The following is a 17,421-nucleotide window of genomic DNA, read 5'->3' as shown; positions in this document are numbered from 1 at the left end:
TTATTCTCAAACTATTTGTATGCGTTTTCTTTAAGGGGAGGAGGTGTTAATTTGGAACCGAAAGTTATAAAAAAGGCTGCCTTTAAAATAGTAGGATATCGATTTGAAGTAAATTTACTAGAAATAAAAAGCGAAGATATCGTTAAACATGCGATTGCAAAATTGAAAGAGCATGCTAATCAATTTTCAAACAGAGTTGGAGAACATATTTATTTATTACAAATTTATCCTATGATCGAAAACTTTGATCCCATGGTAGATCGTTTCACTTCTATTGTTGGATATGAGGTATCTAATGCTGAAAATCTACCTGCTGGAACTATTGTTCATTCCGTTCCTGAAAATTTGTACTCCTTTTTTACTCATTATGGCTTGGAATCAGAATTGCATCAGTCATATGATTATTTATATGGCAAGTGGATGGAGGAAAATGGCTATGAATCATTAGGCTATGATCTGGAACGATGGGATGAACGTTATAAACCAGAAGACCCGGATAATGAAATTGATATGTATATTGCAATCCAAAAACAATAACATATTTATCTTATTAGTATTAGGAGGGAAATAAAATGAAAATAATTAAATTAGATGTAAAAATTATTGGAATAAAGCATACTGCCTCTTTTGAAACATACCCTCAAATTATTCCACATAAGGTGCAACAAACAAAGAAACGGATGCAGGAACTCGGAATGGATAGAAGTGAGCGGTACATTATTTATGAGCCAAAAAAAGGGAGTAATCATGATGATGGTTTTTTCATTACTGGCGTAGCCGTGGAAAATGAAGATAAACAGGTGACTCCAGATATGGAAATGGTTCATTTACTAGGGAGTTATGCAGTATTGGAAACGATGTTTGATCCAAGTCGTATGGGAGAATTTTATACACAGCTGGATCAATTAATATATGAAAGTGAATATAAACATTCTCAGGATCATTACATAGTTGAATTATATAAGGAGCGTCCTGAAGGATCTCAAGAGTTGATTATTTTCATGCCCGTGTATGATCAGAATGAAAGTAAAGATTAAATAGTGATGCGATTACCATAAGTTATTAATTTACGCGCAAGGAGTCGTATGATACTTCACCAGCATTTAAGATAATGATTCCTGTTTTACTATAAAGGGGCAACCCCCAAATGTTAGTCTACTATTTAATTATGTACATATTTCAAATACTTTATCATAAAATTTGAGAATAAAGAATTAACTTTTAAATCAGTTCATATATGGATTGGAGTAATGTGAATGGAAAGAATTATTCGTCCATCTGAGAAGCTCTTACTATTTGGTTACACTTTAATATTAGTATTTATGATCGTGCAAGACTTGATTCCTTTGGGAAATTTAAATGATATTAAAGCTATTGCTTCAGTTCATTCTACTAATGAGATAATTTTTATTACGCTGATTGGTGTAGTTCAGATTTTATTATTAATCGGAGGCATTCTCTTTTTTATAGGGAAAAAGTATCCAATCTGGGTAAGAATTTGGTTGATCATTCATCCTGCTTTTATTTTTATAGGGGCACTTTTCTCGTGGTGGATCCCGTATTTATTTGGGATTGGTGCAGAAGAAAAAATGGAAATATACAATACCATGTTTGGGAATACACATGCCTTTCTACCCGAAATGAATGGAATCGTACCCAATACACTTCATACTATTTTCCATTCGACACTATTTGCCTGTATTCTTATAACTATATACATCTGTTTAACTATGCAAGATAAGAAAAAGGGAGTAATAGATTGAGGATAACTTACTTACATATGGTGTAAAAGAATGTACTTTAGCGACCTAAACAGGGTTATTGAACCCATAAAAAGCTAGGACTAGATCAAGAGAAAAAAGTGCTTCTAGATTTTGAACTTGACGTTGATAAAATGTTAGATGCAAGTCAATTTTGCAATTTTGACTCCAATGTGGCTTTACCCCCATTCATGGGTATAATGAGCATGCCTTCGGAAGAAGACCATAATTCTACCTTCGTTCCTAGAAGTAAATGAAAGAATATCCAAGGAGATGAGTAAATGGAATTATCGGTAAAACGAATTGAACTTAATGGAAATATCTTTCAGTACAGGGAAAGTGGCCATTCTTTAGCACCACCAATAGTTGCACTACATTCACTGGGAACTAGTTCAGAGTCTTGGAATGAAGTAGCGACTAAATTAGGAGAAAATTATCGTTTTATTGCCTTAGATCAGAGAGGACATGGAGAAAGTGCAAGAACTGATACTTATTCCTTTGAGGAAATGTGTGAGGACTTATTCCATTTTGTTAACGCATTAAATTTGAAGCGTTTTATTTTAATTGGTCATTCTATGGGCGGAACAGTATCTTATCTTTTTTCACAACAATATTCTTCGAGATTAGAAAAATTAATTGTTGTCGATACTCCCCCACCATTTCCAGATAAACTAAAGGAAATACCACCGGAGCCAAATCAACCTTTGCCGTTTGATTGGAATGTTGTTCAATCAATTTTAAAGCAATTAAATAAACCAAACCCAGAATGGTGGGGAAAAGTTCCAACCATTTCTACACCTACACTTGTTATTGGAGGTGGCTCTAGTAATATACCTCAAGACAAATTATGTGAAGTATCCGAGCTTATTCCCAATTGTAAATTAGTTACAATTGATGGAGCTGGTCATCATGTACATCTGGATAATTTATCAGAATTTCTCTTCAATATAATTGAATTTCTAAAAAAGTAAATTAGAAAGGTGCTTTATTTCTCAATCAAATATTTTCCAAATCTATCCTTATAAGATAAATCTAAGTAAATATTGTCTTAACGAGTGCAAGGACCTTTGGTAAAAGGTATAATAATCTTGTACCTTTATTAAATAACTATTGATGGTAGGAGGTAGAAAGTGAAAAAAACTCTTCATCTCTTTTTATTTTGTATTTTATTTAACTTAGTTTTACATGGGCAAATAAACACGATGAATATAAATCTGAGTGAAGAAGTTGAAGACACTACGATCTCTGCCATTAATCATCCTTCAAGCTTTACAGCAGCTCACTTGTCAAAGCCGACAACTTTTTCACATGAAAATTATTCAAAAGACTTAGTATTGCTTTCCAGTCTATGTATACTATTCTTCTTAGATCACATTATTAACTATAGATTGAATAGTTCATTAATCAGAATGCAATTAAAAGGCTTTTTATTTGCTGTGAAGTATAAATCAAATTATCTCCCCAGAAGTATAAATAGTTTTTAGTAAAACATTTAAAGGGGAGTATTTAATGAAAAAAAATAATAAAACTGAATATAAAAAACTAATTGAGTGTTATATATATATTTTTTTAATAACAATTATGTTTTTTGGATTTATGATTGCTGTTGGTATATTCACCCAAGCAGGATGGATCTTCTATATTAAGGAACTGATCTTGAATGCAATAAAAGGTGACGAGCTATATGGAAAAGATTATATTGGAGAAAATATATGGAATTAGTTAAATTTATTATCAGTTTTATTTTGCATATTGATGAGCATCTCGTAGAAATAATATCGTTGTTTGACCATTGGACCTATATCGTGTTGTTTTTGATCGTATTTATTGAAACAGGAGTGGTGATATTTCCATTCTTACCTGGTGACTCTTTATTATTTGCCAGTGGTACATTTGCTTCAATGGGTTCGCTTAGTCTATCCATACTGATACTCACTTTTATTAGCGCGGCAATATTAGGAGATGCGGTCAATTATTATATTGGACAAAAAGTAGGAAAATCTGTAATAGAGAAAAATCGTTTCAGTAGGATGATCAATAGAGAAAAAATGATAGTGGCTGAAGGATTTTTTAATAGACATGGAGGAAAGACTATTATAATTGCCCGTTTTATGCCATTCATTAGAACCTTCGTACCTTTTGTAGCAGGTGCAAGTGGCATGAACTATAGACTGTTTACTTTTTATAATATTGTAGGAGCAGTTTTATGGGTATTAATCTGTACACTTGCCGGTTATCTCTTTGGTAATCTTAGGTTTGTGGAAGAAAATTTTTCCGTAGTAATTTTGATAATCATATTTCTGTCTATCTTGCCAGCCATATTTTCTTTTTTCAAGAATAGATAGAAAATTATGTTGTAGTAATATTTATTAAGTCACTAGCCTAGAAAAGCTAGTGACAATTTTTTTGCATAAAAAAGTAAACATCAATATAGTTTAATTGCATTTCTTCGCAATGTTTTTAATTATAGTCTATATAGAAGGAATCCATCTAATCGATAAAACTCGAGTAGTGCCCTAATTCATTTTACTGGCATCAGAATATCGGGTATCACTAAACACAGTAGAATCATCCGAAAAGATATTGCTACTAATAATTATCTGTCTATTGGACGAAGTGCCAACAAGCGTTTTAGGTTGTTGTCAATAAATTTATTATCGACACTGTTGATTCCACGACCGGCAAAGTGGCCCCAGATTGACTCGATAGGATTAAAAACAGCATTAGGTATTAGCTTAGCCTCGTATTCGTTCTCGTCTGCAGTACAGAAGAGATCCGTACTTCCTGGCATGATGGAGGCAAGTGCATTAATGCTTCTAAGAGCCTCATCGAAATCTCCGTTATAAGCGTGGTTTGCACTAATATCGGCATATTGGCCAGTCCATAACATAGCTAGGAAATTATGCGGACCCATTTTCATAAAGCTATTTTCATAGATGCCAGACACAAAATCTTCCAATGAATCAAATCCCATTTCTCGATAAAGTTCCTCTCTATAATAGGCTTGTGATAAGCCCCATCCCGCATAGACACGGCCAACAGCGCGCATGTCCTCAGAAGTCAATTGGTTTAGTTTACTTGAATCGAAGCCAATTGTAGCCATGAGGGCAGCTTTCATTCCATCCAGGACCACATATGTTTGTGGCCAAGTCTTTGCACCTCCGCAGAAAGGTGCAATTCGTTCCACCATGTCGGGATAACTTGCCCCCCATTGGAAAGATTGAATTCCTCCCATTGACCATCCAACAACTAGTGCAATCTTTTCAATGCCAAATTTTTCAGTCACCAGCCGATATTGAAATTTCACATTATCATAGATGGTTACCCGTGGAAAATTCGCCTTGTCAAATGGAGCAGGTGTGTTACTAGGCGAGGAAGATAATCCGTTTCCCAGCAGATTTGGAATGATAATGAAATATTTTCTCGGATCTAGTGCCCTGCCGTTTCCAATCAACCATTCATTTTGAATATGCTGGTCGCCAAAAGCAGTTGGATAGATGACAACATTGTCTTTCTTTTTATTTAATTCTCCATAAGTCTTATAAGCAAGAAAAGCGTTCGGTAACGTCACTCCTGATTGTAAGGTTACGTCACCTAAATCAAAAATCTCGTAATCCACAGTATTTTCTCTCCCTTCAAAATGAACACAAACATTTAGAATGTATTTCTTGTTATTAAGTATAAAGCTGTGATACCCTCAATAAAAGTGAAGAAAAATCAAAGTAGTATTCAATAATATTGAAAGTAAGGGTGAAACATTATGGAATTGCGTCAACTTATTACGTTCCGCACGGTTGCATCAACTTTAAATTTCAGTCGTGCTGCGGAAGTGCTAAACTACGTCCCTTCCAACGTCACGATGCAAATAAAAGCATTGGAGGAAGAACTTGGTGTTCGACTTTTTGATCGCTTGGGTAAACAACTCGTTATCACAACTGCGGGTAAACGTTTTTTAACTCATATCCAAAGCGCTCTAGACAAATTGGACGAAGCCCGCGATGTCGTTCATGACAATGAAAATCTTAGCGGCACCTTAACGATAAGTGCCAACGAGGTTCTTTGTGCCTATCGGCTTCCAGCTGTTTTTCGGCTATTTCGTTCGCGCCATCCTGGAGTTCGTCTTATCTTCCGTTCGGTTCCAAATCAGCAACTCAAGCAAACGCTCTTTGATGGAACTGCAGATGTTGTCTTTATGCTGGACGAATCCATTCTATCAACGGGGCTAAATGTCGAACCGTTGATAGAAGAAACTTATCATCTTTTCGTCTCTCCAGACCATCATCTAGCAAAACAAACAGTACTACAGCTAGATGACTTTCACAGAGAAGTGTTCCTGGTAAATGAAAAAGGTTGTACCTATCGAACCATGTTTGACCGATCATTTGAGAGAAAGGGCATTGATAGTATTACTTATTTGGAGTTTCATAATGCCGAAGCTATTAAACAATGTGCAATTACGGGAATAGGTATTGCCTTTCTACCTGAAATAACAGTGGAAGCCGAAGTGGAACGAGGTGAACTTGTTGCTCTTCCATGGCAAGTTCCCGACTTGCATGTATATACACAGATGTTATGGCATAAAGACAAGTGGCTTTCACCAATCATATTATCTTTCATAGAAGTAGCAAGGGAGGTTATAGTGGAGAATAAAACCGTTTAGCCATTAGCAATATTTTTTTAACTTCTGTTTATTTAATTAATTTAATACTTATATAGATTAGTAAGGCATCTTGGTGTGATAACTAAGATGCCTTAATTATTGGGAAAGCCTCAAATGTAAGAATCGAAATAATGCATATCTAAACAGTCCTTAGCGGCTAGCGATTGTTTAGTGACAATAAAGTTCTTTAAAAGCCCCTTATTTCTTTTTTTAACAATTGGGCAGATTGTTGAAGATCATTTTAAATAAAGAGTTTTCATTCCCATCTAATTAGATTATAATCTAATTAGATGGGAGGAATAATTATGCAATTAGATCGAGTCGTTAATTTTCATAAAACATTAGGAGACAAAACTCGAATTCGCATTATTAGCTTGTTGAAAGCAGGACCACTTAATGGTCAAGCGATCGCAGGTAAATTAGGGTTAAAGCCACCAACAATTTCACATCATTTAACAAAATTAAAAGAGATCGATGTTGTTTACCAACGACGTGATAAAAATATGATTTATTTTTATTTAAACGAAGATAAGCTTGAACGAATGGCATTAGCAATTACTCGGAACGGTGGTGCAGGGATGCTCGAAAAGTTTGATGTAACAAATGAAGAAAAAGCAAAAGTAATCGGAAACTTCATAGATAATACAGGAAAACTACAGCTTTTGCCAGCACAAAGAAAGAAGAAGTTGATTCTCCTAGAATATATGTTACGTGGTTTAGATCATGGAAAAACGTATAATGAACAAGAAATTAATGAACATATTCAGCAATATCATGAAGACTATGCAACCGTTAGACGTGAATTTGTAATGGCGCAATTTATGTATCGTCAAAACGGGAGTTATGAACTTAATCCAGTAGAGATGTGGCCTGTATAATCAGGTTCTTTTTTTACACGCCTAATTAGATGTTCGTCTAATTAGTTAGGAGGATGGAGTATTTGGGGTATAAACTATTGAAGATAGAGTCAAATTACCAAATCATATTTTGGAGTTCAGTCTTGAATGGTATTGGAGGGCGATTCGCTCAAGTCGGATCTTTTTCCCTACTTTACTTATTAACAGAGTCAGGGGTTTCTCTAGGTATATTAATGGCTCTACGTGTCTTACCAACAATTTTGTTTGCACCTATTAGTGGTTACTTAGGTGATCGTTTTCATAAGGCAAAGCTATTATTTTGGGCAGATTTTTTGAGAGTTCCGTTTGCATTACTTCCATTATTGGTAGCATTTACAGGGCAGTTGTGGTTGTTGTATCTAAGTACGTTCGTTATTGCTAGTGGGGAGGCAGTGTATAGACCAGTACGATTTGCGATTATCCCAGACATTGTACAAAAGAAAAACATAGTTGCTGTTAATGGGTTGGAGCAAAATGTTGTAGGTATTACACTAGTGTTTGGCTCTCTACTTGGAGGGATCATAGCTTTTTTGACTGATGTCCATATTTTATTTTTCTTTCATGCAGTATTTCTTTTATGGGCGGCAATCTTAATAACACGTTTAAAAAGTATTGATATAAATCAAAATTCTGAAATGAAAGTTGCAGAGTCTTCATGGAAAGAAAGTGGATTTCTCATAATAAGAGTTGCGTTATTACGTGTATTTTTGCTGATTATGCTACTTATGCCACTTGCAAATGGTGTTGATAATGTAATATTTAACTTAATTGCACTTGATGTTTTTGATAAAGGAGACCTAGGAGTTGGTTTAATCTATGCAGCCCTAGGAATGGGTTTTGTCTTAAGCTCAATGATAGCAAAGTGGATTCGTGGGAAATACATTACGGTAGGAGTTTGGATGATTTTATTGGAGGGTGTAGGTCATCTATTACTTAGTCAATCATCCTTTTTTGTGCAAGCTTTATTACTAGCCTTATCAATAACTTTTGTAGGTGGAATAAGTGACATATGTCTTGATACTGTTTTGATGAGAATACTTCCTTCTTCTAAACGGGGATTTTTATTTGGTACTTTATCCATGTTTCAGAGTAGTTCAATGGGCATAGCTATGATTGGAGCGGGGTTTCTTACAGAATGGCTTTCTCCTTTGCAAAGTGCTTTTCTCGTTGGTGCTACGTATATTTTATTTGCATTCATTTTTATGGTGGCATTCAAAACTGTGAATTTCCGTGATTCTCTACTAAAATTAAAAAATTAAATGTTATTTTAAAGATGATTCATATTAAAGGGAGAGTTCATGTAAATCATTGACAGTAATCTAAAACTCGCCAAAAATTTCAGAAAAAATACTAAGGGAAATAACCGAATTTTTTATGAAAACACCTATACCTAGAATACTAGAACAAAAAGGAAAAGAGCGAGAAGATGAAAAGAAAGAATTGATTGAGGTACTGGATGAACATTACATTGAAGAAACATAACGTAAAGAATTAAAAAAAACGGTTAGATGAGTTGCAATCACAGGAAGTATTTTGGGGTATGACAAGATTAAGTGAAAAGACCAAAATCTCAGTTGGTATCATAAAGGATACTTTTTTCTATGAAGAATCTCCGTGGATTGAGGATATGTCAGGAAGTTTGCTAAATCAGAATCAAAAATATAGGTAAGTTTTGATGTACCAGGAAAGATGCAAATAAATGCTCTCGATAGTAGTGGTGGAACTTTAGGGGCAAGAGTTTCAAGAAGGAAACACAGGAATTCAGTGATGTGACATAAAAGGGTACAATCCTCAAAGAAGGATAAGCACCCTTTCTTGTTGAACCTATTTAAGGGACGGGGTACGACTGTAGTTCAGGGGGGGAAGAAAGTTGAAATCGAGAAGTATATGGTCGTTTATTCTTATATTATTGGGATTACTTTTCTTTGGATTAAATTGGATGGTGGGTTATTTTGAACTCATTGTACTTATTGGAGCTATTTTTATATGCACAGGGGCCCTTTTTAGTTTTATTGCTATTTTAAAAAACGAAAAAGGAAGTATGAAATATATTTTGCTTGTTTCTTTCTTTGTGATCTTGTTTTTTATTACTTGGTTTGAACCACATCAAGTTCTCCGTATAATAACTTGGCTTAAAAATATTGTTTAACCAAAGGGTGATTTATTTAAGAAGGATAAGCGCCATTTTTTGTTGAATATGTATAATTAGTGTAATTAACTTAACAAGTGTTAGGTAAATAGGAGTTGGTTTTTCTTGGATAAGAAAAAAGTTGGAAATATAATTGGAGTCGGATCTATGTTAACTGTAATAATAAGTATCATCTTATTCTATATTGAAAGAGGACCAAATGCCGATATTTACTTTATTATTATCGCTTTTAGTATTTTGTCGGTTATTGGTGTTCTGTTTGCAATTATCTCTTGGAAAATGTCTAAACACCTTATTTTTTTAATTGTCGGGTTAATAGGGAATGGATTAGTTTTAGTTATAGCTTATTTCTTACTTTTAGCAATGGGGATTAGTGAACCATGAGTAATAGTTATTAAAGGGTGCAATAATTGAACACAGTTGTACAAGAAGCCACTATTTTATCTATGAAGAACTTTAAAATGAAATATCTAATCTTTATTTATTAAGAATATCGTTACCGTGGAAGATTACATAAATTGCGGTAATTTGGACAGATAGGGGAATAGCATTTGGAATCTAAGTTAATTATCATCCGAGGAAACTCTGGGAGTGGATAAACTACTACTACGAAAACACTTTAAAATGATTTGGAATATGGAGCGCTTTTAGTTTCTCAGGATACCGTTCGCTGTGACATGTTAAAGGTTCATGATAGGGAAGGGAACCTTTCTATTGACTTGATTCGCCAAATCGCAGAATATGGTGATCAATGTGATGATTTTGCTGAATTTGAAATTTTAAAGTTTGAACGGTTATAATGAAATCAACAATTGAGAAACAGATCTCATAAAATTGTTAATATAAATAACATACCCATCCCCCTACATGCACCATTTACTGGAAAACAATCCAGCCCCAAACTATTACTTTTTAATGCATTATCTTGCATTTTTGATAAAGTGAAAAAAGCCCTGAACACTTGATATAACAAGGGTCAAAGGCTTTAAATACAATAGATTGCAAAGTAATTTTATTAACGTGAGTAGAACTCAACGATAAGTGCTTCGTTAATCTCAGCAGGTAATTCAGAACGCTCAGGTAGACGAGTATATACGCCTTCCATTTTGTCTTGATCAAATGTTAAGTAATCAGGAACAAAGTTGTTCACTTCGATTGCTTCTTTGATGATATCAAGATTACGTGCTTTTTCACGAACACTAATTACTTGGTTAGGACGAACGCGGTAAGATGGAATATCGACGCGACGACCATCAACAGTAATATGACCATGGTTAACAAGCTGACGTGCTTGACGACGTGTACGTGCTAAACCAAGGCGATAAACAAGGTTATCTAGGCGAGATTCAAGAAGAATCATGAAGTTCTCCCCGTGAATACCTTTCATTTTACCAGCTTTGTCGAAAAGATTACGGTATTGACGTTCGTTTAAACCGTACATAAAGCGTAGTTTTTGTTTTTCCTGTTGCTGCAAACCGTATTCAGAGATTTTACGACGTTGGTTTGCGCCATGTTGACCTGGTGCATAAGGGCGTTTAGCTAGTTCCTTACCAGTACCTGTTAATGAAATGCCGTAACGACGAGATTTTTTCCAAATGGAACCTGTATATCGTGACATAGACATTTCCTCCTTTATATTTTACTTGCATAAAATAAATCGTGTGTACCGAATGTTGTCCATTATGTTTTCATGTACCATCGCTCCAGCAGCAGAGAGTTACACGATACACCTCAACTTCGAGGAACAAAATGGGGTCAACCATTAGTGCACAAAAGCTACCTAATTATTTTACACAAAGAACAGTATATAATTTTTTTTATATAAAGTCAATCAAAGTTCACGTATAGCATAAAAATAAGGATATTTCCCATCTATCTCAAATAAAATCCATACTCATAAATTAACGTGTTTATTTCTCTTACAATGTATTGCTGGATTTTTAGATATGTTAACATGACCTACTATGTAGTATTACATTGTGGAAAATATACAATCAATCACCATTAAACTTGTGGCAGTTACATGTTGAAAGCGTATTCTTTCGTGAGTAAAATAAATTTAATGCATAAACATACATAACTTTGATAATAAACAATATTTAATATGTGAATTTTAAATAACTTAATAGAAGGAGGAATCTTAAAATTCGTCAGAAAATGTTAAAAAAGCGTAAAGGAGGAAAGAATAATGAATAAAAAAGAAAGAAGAAAAATTTTAACAGCAAGCTTAGTAGGAAGTTCCATTGAATGGTTTGATTATTTCTTATACGGGACGGTATCTGCACTCGTATTTAATCAATTATTTTTTGTGACAGAAGATCCAACTGTCGGGCTTTTATTAGCTTATGCATCATTTGCTTTAGCATTTTTTATTCGACCATTAGGAGGAGTAATTTTTAGTCATATAGGTGACAGAATAGGGCGGAAAAAAACTCTAGTTTTAACTCTAAGTTTAATGGGAGCAGCCACCTTTGCAATGGGTCTGTTACCGACTTATGCTGCAATAGGGGTTGCCGCTCCAATAATTCTTATTACTTTACGTCTCATACAAGGTCTAGGGCTTGGGGGCGAATGGGGTGGAGCGCTACTGTTAGCTGTGGAGTATGCACCAAAAGAACAAAGGGGCTTCTTTGGAAGTGTTCCTCAAATGGGTGTAACAATTGGTTTGGTACTTGGAACATTTGCTTTATCTGTTATGACATTATTACCTGAGGGTTCCTTTATGACATGGGGGTGGCGAGTACCATTTTTACTTAGTGGACTATTAGTTGTTTTTGGATTATGGATTCGTAAAGGTATTGATGAAACCCCGTCCTTTAAAAAGATACAAGAATCTGGAGAAATACCTAAATTACCAATTGCTGATACTTTTCGCTACCATTGGAAAGAAGTTCTTATAGCGGTTGGAGGAAAAGTTGTAGAAACAGCTCCTTTTTATATTTTTGGAACATTTATTGTATCGTACGCAACGAACAACTTAAAATTTAGTCAGACTGTTACATTAAATGCAGTTATGGTTGCAACAATCATTACAACAATTCTAATCCCAGTAATGGGTAAGCTTTCCGATAAAATAGGAAGAAAACCTTTATATATAGGTGGTACTATTTTAATGGTTTTGTATGCATTTCCTTATTTTTGGATGTTACACCAAGGTTCAGTTTTCTTCCTATATTTAGCTACAGTTATTGGAATAGGGGTGATTTGGGCTCCTATAACAGCTGTACTGGGAACAATGTTTTCGGAAATTTTTTCGGCACAAGTACGGTACACTGGAGTTTCCCTTGGATATCAAATTGGAGCTGCAGTAGCTGGTGGAACAGCTCCACTCATCGCGACAGCCTTACTTTTACGTTTTAATGATTCATATGTACCAGTGGCAATTTACATGATCTTTACATCAATTATATCACTTGTCGCAATTTGGTCAGTCAAAGATAGAACAAACGTAGAGTTAGACGAATCAGAAGTAGGATAAAAATTATATAATAAATATTCTTTTTTGTTCATTTGAGGCTTCCAGGTTTAACTAGTATTCTCATATTAAAATAGTTAGGAAATAGGCATCGAAAAATTCTTATTACAAAGAATCTTTCGATGCCTGTTTTATTTTTTAAGTCAATTATATTTATAAGTAATCAAAAAATTTCCTTAATTAGCATGATATAAGTTTAAGATATTTTTTCCACCATCTAAAATCCTACTGCAATAATCCTCGCGAGTGCAAACGAGATAATAAATTTCCATAAGCTCGTACTTTTTTAAGAAGGTTTTAACGCATTGACCATCCTTTTTGTTTATCAAGTTGTAATTAGCAAAGACAACTGTTGTTAATTCTAGTCACAGATTGAATTGGCGTTTCGTGTTAAATAATATTTTTTAATTAAAAAAATGTAGGAAGCTATTTTTTGCATATTTAAAACTAATTTTTTATTAATTTCGAACGCTATATAATACTTTTTTACCTAGGTAATAGTGCTATTTGTTGAATGTTACCAATTTTGTCAAAAAGATATTAAAGATCATAAATATAGTATTGAAAATCGAAACAGGTGCCTTACTAATTTCCTATAAACTTGGCTTCAAAGCAAGCAGAAATTTGTTCGTCAAGTGAAAATGAAGGGAGGAAATTAGTTGAATAAGGCGAAAGTGTTTTCGTTAATTGCGACTACTCTATTAATTTTGCAATTATTTAGTCCTAATTTGGGGCTAATGGCCGAATCACAAGGTGAAAATGAAGTGGGCGATGAAACAGTCGCTCATGCAACTGCGTTAGAAACGGAAAAGGTGGAAGAAATTATTGAGATTGAAGAACCAAAGAAAGTGAAACCTGTTGAAACAGAAGAGCCGAAGGAACAAACAAACTCAAGTGAGTCCAATAAAGATGATAAAAAAGACGATGATCCTAAGCAAACAGAAGAAGAAAATAAAGTAGATAAGAGACAAAAGGTAAAAGTAGAAAGCAAGAAAGAGATAGAAAACCTTGTTAATGAAGATGACAAAGATACTAATCAAGAAGAAACAACAGAAATATCACCAATGGCAATTGGAACACCAGGGCATTATACAATTGATCCAAACTCTATTGTCGTACCAGCGAAAATAGAAGGAGTATCTACAAACGCACATACGCTGACAGAGATGTTATGGGCGAATGGAGATACGGTTTATTTTGCAGTAAAGGCAACCCATAATATTCAATATATGGAATTAAACGGTGTTAGGTCAACAGTGTTTGATGTATATAATCCATGGATTTCCATATTCGTAGATGGGACTGAATATGAACCTCAAGGTTTATCTGGAAATACAAAAGACGCTCATTGGACAGTTTTCAAATTTAATTTAGCTGATTTAAATTTGGATGAAAGTGGAAGGTATACTTTCTTCATTAAAGGAATCGGCGGAGGGCATGATGTTGGTGGTCACATCCTAATCGAACTTCCTAAGACGGATGTGGAAGGGAAAAAAGTTTGGATTGGTGGAACTGTACGACCGGCAATTACTTTACAACTAATGGGGCAAGTATCTGGTGAAGAAAAACATGTGCTTGCAACAGGAGTAGTGGATGGAAAAGAGACACCAGCATGGACATATAACTGGACTAAAATCCCTACACACGACCCATATGGAAGACAGTATACGTTTACAGTCGATGAAGAAACGGTTCCGGTAAATTATGAAAAGTCAATAGACGGATTAACGGTAACAAACACGTATAATCCAAAACAAATTAATATTGATGTTAATAAAAAGTGGATTGGTCCAGCAACAGAGTCAGTAACGATTAAACTATTGGCTAATGAAGTTGAAAGCGATAAGACGCTTGTACTAAATGAAGCAAATAAGTGGTCAGGTTCATTTACTGAACTGAATAAGTACGATGATACAACTGGAGACTTAATTGTTTACACGGTAGAAGAACTTGATATCCCAGGATACACAAGTAAATTATCTGGATCTGTTGAGGGTGGATTTACATTTACAAACATAAATGATGAGAAAACAAGCGTTCATGTACAAAAAGTATGGGAAGGACCAGAAAAAGGCCCTATAACAATTAAATTATTAGCAAATGGTGAAGAAACTGATAAAGAAATTGAATTAAAAGCACCAAATTGGTCTGGAGACTTTGTTGACTTAAGAAAATATGATTCGGTTACAGGGGAACTAATCAAATACACAGTTGAAGAAGTAGATATTCCATATGGATATGAAGTGAAGTACAGTATTGGACCAGATGGAATAATTATTGTCACAAACAATGCACTTAAAGGTGCAAAAGTAACAGCAACTTATGTTGACGAAGATGGAAATGAAATTGCAGATCCAATTATCCTTGAAGGATATATCGGAGAAACATATACAACGGAACAAAAAGAAATTACTGGTTATGAATTTAAAGAGGTTCACCAAGATAGTGATCCAGTTTCGGGGGAGTTTACGGAAGAAGAACAAACTGTCATCTATGTATATACGAAAAGTTTAGGTTCATTAACCGTTGAAAAAGTAGATGAAAAAGGAAAAACATTGGCAGGAGCAACATTTAAACTATATGATTCAAAAAATATTGAAGTTGGCACATTTACTACTAATCAAGATGGAATAATTAAGTTCGAAAACCTTGAGTGGGGTACATATACACTTGTAGAAACGAAAGCACCAGAGGGATACCGTTTACTTACAAATAAAATTACGGTAGAAATTACAAAAGAAAATTTACATGTGGAAAAGACGGTAGAAAACTCATTGCAAGACTGGTCCATTCCAAAAACGGGTGGCATTGGAACACTTGGATTTTATGGAGTAGGACTGCTATTTATGGTAGCGGGTGTATGGACCGTCTTAAGAAGACGTTACGTATAAAAAATAACAGGAGGGAAATACGAATGAAGAAAAAGTTTTCAGTATATCATTTTTTAGTTGCAATCATGATGTTCAGCCTCATCTTACCGGGAGTTGCAAGTGCAGAAGCACAAAAAGATGATGGTAAACTAACGATTCATAAATATGAAAGAGAACCAGGTTTACCAGATGGTGAAGCCGGGGACGGTACTGCTGGTCAAAAACAAAATGTACCAGAAGATGCAAAAGAATTAGAAGGTGTTACATTTAAAATTACTCAAACACACGCTTATGATGCAGTGAATGATAGATGGTCCGAGATTCAGAATGGAGCTTCATTTGAAAAAACTACAGGGGCAGAAGGTCAAGCAATATTTGATAACTTAGCATATGGACGTTATACAGTAGAAGAAATTGCGGGCCCACCACATGTTAATTTGAATCCAAATGTATATTCTGTTGATATTCCGATGACAAATAAAGAAGGTACAGAGTTAAATTATGACGTACACATATATCCAAAGAATGAAAAAATTCTTGGTGCGGTAAAGCTAAAGAAAATAGATGGAGATACAAATAAGCCGTTGGCTGGAGTTGTTTTTCAACTATATGATGAAAATGGGTTGGTTCAAGAAGGATTAACTACTGGAGCAAATGGCACAATTACTGTTGATAATTTAGTATATGGGGATTACTATTTCAAAGAAGTTTCAACGCTTGATGGATATGTGTTGGGGAATCAAAAAGTAGATTTTAAAATCGAAAGTAGTACTAAAACTGTGAATTTAAAAGTGAAGAACTATAAATCACCAGATATTGAAAAGTCAGTTGATGAAAGTGCGGTTAACCGAGGGGAAACAGTTACGTATACATTAACAAATAAGTTTCCGGGGGATATCCACGAATATAAAAATTATGTAATTACAGATGAGCTGGATGGCAGGCTGTCGTATGTAGATGGAACTTGGAAAGTAGAGGGTGTGGATGCATCTGCCTTATCATTTACACAAAATGAACAAAAACTTACTTGGAGCATTAATGATTTTGCAGCTTTTGAAGGAGTAGAGGAAATCAAGATTACATTTGATGCAAAGATTGCTGAGGACGCACCAGCGAATGAGATTATTAATAACAAAGCGGTAATTGATTTTGAAAACAAGCACGGTAACGGTGGAGATAAGGAAACGCCCGAGATTCCTGTTACTCCAACTGCTGGGACATTAATAGTTATTAAACAAGATGGTGATAAGAAGAGCCAGAAACTTAAAGGAGCAGAATTTGAGCTTCGTACATTAGATGGAAAAGTTGTTAAGTCAGGTACTACTAATGATGATGGGGTAATTGACTTTGGTGAACTAGATTATGGTAAGTATCAGTTAGTCGAGACAAAAGCTCCAGAAGGATACAACAAATTAAGAAATCCAATTGATGTAATTGTTGATTCTGATCACTCTGAACAAACAATTAAAGTTGACAACTACAAATTCGGCTGGGAGCTTCCTAAAACAGGTGGGATTGGTACAATTCTCTTCACATTTGTCGGTTTAACATTAATGGGAGCTGCAATTTACTTGTTTATCCGTCGGAGAAAAGGGGACGTAGCATAAGCGA

General features: G+C 34.6%; 17 protein-coding genes. 15 read left to right on the top strand and 2 right to left on the bottom strand.

The genetic code is table 11. The features are described 5' to 3' along the window. The first annotated feature begins 51 nt into the window (after positions 1-51). From SPD48_RS10345 to SPD48_RS10315, 7 genes are all read left to right on the top strand, one after another. A complete protein-coding gene (locus SPD48_RS10345; protein WP_336258022.1) occupies positions 52-537 on the top strand; it encodes a GyrI-like domain-containing protein in 486 nt (161 codons plus the stop codon). Between the two features lie 35 nt (positions 538-572). Further along, positions 573-1,037 carry a hypothetical protein gene (locus SPD48_RS10340; protein ID WP_336258021.1) on the top strand — a complete coding sequence of 155 codons (465 nt, stop codon included), beginning with the start codon at positions 573-575 and terminating at the stop codon, positions 1,035-1,037. 219 nt (positions 1,038-1,256) lie between these two features. After that, entirely contained in the window at positions 1,257-1,763 is a 507-nt protein-coding gene (locus SPD48_RS10335; RefSeq protein WP_336258020.1) for a hypothetical protein, read from the top strand. Between the two features lie 278 nt (positions 1,764-2,041). Further along, positions 2,042-2,731: an alpha/beta fold hydrolase gene (locus SPD48_RS10330; protein ID WP_336258019.1), complete on the top strand. Its 690-nt coding sequence runs from the start codon at positions 2,042-2,044 to the stop codon at positions 2,729-2,731. A gap of 159 nt (positions 2,732-2,890) precedes the next feature. Next, complete coding sequence (locus SPD48_RS10325) at positions 2,891-3,244, top strand: hypothetical protein (RefSeq protein ID WP_336258018.1); 354 nt, start codon at positions 2,891-2,893, stop codon at positions 3,242-3,244. 25 nt (positions 3,245-3,269) lie between these two features. Further along, positions 3,270-3,482, top strand: a complete 213-nt coding sequence (locus tag SPD48_RS10320) for a hypothetical protein (RefSeq protein ID WP_336258017.1) — start codon at positions 3,270-3,272, stop codon at positions 3,480-3,482. Continuing rightward, positions 3,473-4,105, top strand: coding sequence for a VTT domain-containing protein (locus tag SPD48_RS10315; protein ID WP_336258016.1), 633 nt, complete (start codon positions 3,473-3,475; stop codon positions 4,103-4,105). The genes SPD48_RS10320 and SPD48_RS10315 overlap by 10 nt, the downstream gene beginning before the upstream one ends. A gap of 251 nt (positions 4,106-4,356) precedes the next feature. Here SPD48_RS10315 and SPD48_RS10310 read toward each other — a convergent pair whose 3' ends face one another. Further along, the gene (locus SPD48_RS10310; RefSeq protein ID WP_336258015.1) at positions 4,357-5,379 is read right to left on the bottom strand and encodes an alpha/beta fold hydrolase; all 1,023 of its coding nucleotides are present in this window, start codon (positions 5,377-5,379) and stop codon (positions 4,357-4,359) included. Positions 5,380-5,520: 141 nt separating this feature from the next. On the opposite strand from SPD48_RS10310, the gene SPD48_RS10305 reads away from it, so the two are divergent. The 5 genes from SPD48_RS10305 to SPD48_RS10285 all read left to right on the top strand — a co-directional run bounded on the left by SPD48_RS10305 (position 5,521) and on the right by SPD48_RS10285 (position 9,849). Further along, positions 5,521-6,420 (top strand): LysR family transcriptional regulator, encoded by a 900-nt coding sequence (locus tag SPD48_RS10305; protein WP_336258014.1) that lies wholly within the window; start codon positions 5,521-5,523, stop codon positions 6,418-6,420. A gap of 305 nt (positions 6,421-6,725) precedes the next feature. Then, positions 6,726-7,298 (top strand): DUF2087 domain-containing protein, encoded by a 573-nt coding sequence (locus tag SPD48_RS10300; RefSeq protein WP_336258013.1) that lies wholly within the window; start codon positions 6,726-6,728, stop codon positions 7,296-7,298. 62 nt (positions 7,299-7,360) lie between these two features. Then, complete coding sequence (locus SPD48_RS10295) at positions 7,361-8,575, top strand: MFS transporter (protein ID WP_336258012.1); 1,215 nt, start codon at positions 7,361-7,363, stop codon at positions 8,573-8,575. Between the two features lie 611 nt (positions 8,576-9,186). Continuing rightward, positions 9,187-9,465 (top strand): hypothetical protein, encoded by a 279-nt coding sequence (locus tag SPD48_RS10290; RefSeq protein ID WP_336258011.1) that lies wholly within the window; start codon positions 9,187-9,189, stop codon positions 9,463-9,465. Positions 9,466-9,570: 105 nt separating this feature from the next. Continuing rightward, positions 9,571-9,849 carry a hypothetical protein gene (locus SPD48_RS10285; RefSeq protein WP_442962138.1) on the top strand — a complete coding sequence of 93 codons (279 nt, stop codon included), beginning with the start codon at positions 9,571-9,573 and terminating at the stop codon, positions 9,847-9,849. Between the two features lie 631 nt (positions 9,850-10,480). Here SPD48_RS10285 and rpsD read toward each other — a convergent pair. Beyond that, on the bottom strand, positions 10,481-11,083 hold the full coding sequence (gene rpsD, locus SPD48_RS10275) for a 30S ribosomal protein S4 (RefSeq protein WP_336258010.1): 603 nt from the start codon (positions 11,081-11,083) through the stop codon (positions 10,481-10,483). Positions 11,084-11,653: 570 nt separating this feature from the next. Here rpsD and SPD48_RS10270 point away from each other — a divergent pair. The 3 genes from SPD48_RS10270 to SPD48_RS10260 all read left to right on the top strand — a co-directional run bounded on the left by SPD48_RS10270 (position 11,654) and on the right by SPD48_RS10260 (position 17,417). Further along, positions 11,654-12,943, top strand: coding sequence for an MFS transporter (locus tag SPD48_RS10270; RefSeq protein ID WP_336258009.1), 1,290 nt, complete (start codon positions 11,654-11,656; stop codon positions 12,941-12,943). 656 nt (positions 12,944-13,599) lie between these two features. Further along, positions 13,600-15,831: a Cna B-type domain-containing protein gene (locus tag SPD48_RS10265; protein ID WP_336258008.1), complete on the top strand. Its 2,232-nt coding sequence runs from the start codon at positions 13,600-13,602 to the stop codon at positions 15,829-15,831. A gap of 23 nt (positions 15,832-15,854) precedes the next feature. Next, a complete protein-coding gene (locus SPD48_RS10260) occupies positions 15,855-17,417 on the top strand; it encodes a SpaH/EbpB family LPXTG-anchored major pilin (RefSeq protein ID WP_336258007.1) in 1,563 nt (520 codons plus the stop codon). Positions 17,418-17,421 lie beyond the last annotated feature (4 nt).

It is taken from the genome of Pseudogracilibacillus sp. SE30717A (assembly GCF_037071985.1).
Classification (GTDB): Bacteria; Bacillota; Bacilli; order Bacillales; family Amphibacillaceae; genus Pseudogracilibacillus.
This window is presented reverse-complemented; position numbering and strand designations above follow the sequence as displayed.

Coding starts and splice junctions, on each gene's coding strand:
- SPD48_RS10270 (WP_336258009.1), top strand. CDS start 11,654: ATGAATAAAAAAGAAAGAAGAAAAATTTTAACAGCAAGCTTAGTAGGA.
- SPD48_RS10305 (WP_336258014.1), top strand. CDS start 5,521: ATGGAATTGCGTCAACTTATTACGTTCCGCACGGTTGCATCAACTTTA.
- SPD48_RS10320 (WP_336258017.1), top strand. CDS start 3,270: ATGAAAAAAAATAATAAAACTGAATATAAAAAACTAATTGAGTGTTAT.
- SPD48_RS10260 (WP_336258007.1), top strand. CDS start 15,855: ATGAAGAAAAAGTTTTCAGTATATCATTTTTTAGTTGCAATCATGATG.
- SPD48_RS10340 (WP_336258021.1), top strand. CDS start 573: ATGAAAATAATTAAATTAGATGTAAAAATTATTGGAATAAAGCATACT.
- SPD48_RS10315 (WP_336258016.1), top strand. CDS start 3,473: ATGGAATTAGTTAAATTTATTATCAGTTTTATTTTGCATATTGATGAG.
- SPD48_RS10330 (WP_336258019.1), top strand. CDS start 2,042: ATGGAATTATCGGTAAAACGAATTGAACTTAATGGAAATATCTTTCAG.
- SPD48_RS10335 (WP_336258020.1), top strand. CDS start 1,257: ATGGAAAGAATTATTCGTCCATCTGAGAAGCTCTTACTATTTGGTTAC.
- SPD48_RS10300 (WP_336258013.1), top strand. CDS start 6,726: ATGCAATTAGATCGAGTCGTTAATTTTCATAAAACATTAGGAGACAAA.
- rpsD (WP_336258010.1), bottom strand. CDS start 11,083: ATGTCACGATATACAGGTTCCATTTGGAAAAAATCTCGTCGTTACGGC.